This is a genomic window from Nitrospira lenta, from assembly GCF_900403705.1.
Classification (GTDB): Bacteria; Nitrospirota; Nitrospiria; order Nitrospirales; family Nitrospiraceae; genus Nitrospira_D; species Nitrospira_D lenta.
The window spans coordinates 1-653 of record NZ_OUNR01000014.1; the positions used below are offsets into that span (position 1 = coordinate 1).

A 653-nucleotide genomic window follows, 5' to 3' on the forward strand; every position below is an offset into this window, starting at 1 on the left:
ATTCACCTCTGTCACGGTGATGGTCACTACCTCGCTCGTCGTCACGATGCCGTCGGTCACGGAGAAGGTGATGAGATAGGAGCCAGGGCCTTGGGATTCCGTCGGTGTCCAGACGAATTCACGCGTGGCCACATTGAAGCTCGCACCGGCCGGCAAGCCGGACGCACTGTACACAAGCGGTTGAGCCGGGGCATCGCTATCGCTGCCCGAGACAGTAAAGCGCAGCTCGGTCAGTTCGTTCACCGTCTTCGACCCAATCGCGTTCAAGACCGGCGCGACATTGACTTCGTTCACCGTGATGGTGAAGGCTTGACCGACGGTGACAATCCCGTCAGTCGCGTTAACCGTCAGGGTGTAAACGTTCGGACCTTGCGCTTCAGTTGGCGTCCAGCTGAACACCCCGGTCGTGGCATCAATGGCCGCCCCGGCCGGAGCCCCAGCTGCGAGGCTATAGGTCACGAACTGTGCCGGAACATCCGCATCGGTCGCTGCAGCCGTAAAGGTCAGCAGCGAGCCTTCGTTCACCATTTTGTCCGTGATCATGCCCCAAACAGGTGCCACATTCACTTCTGCCACCGTGATGGTCACTACCTCGCTCGTCGTCACGATGCCGTCGGTCACGGAGAAGGTGATGGGATAGGAGCCAGGTCCCT

At 60.0% G+C, this 653-nt stretch carries 1 protein-coding gene; it reads right to left on the bottom strand.

All coding sequences use genetic code 11. The features are described 5' to 3' along the window. The coding region (locus NITLEN_RS09705; RefSeq protein WP_146216155.1) for a putative Ig domain-containing protein at nt 1–653 on the bottom strand (653 nt) is incomplete at both ends.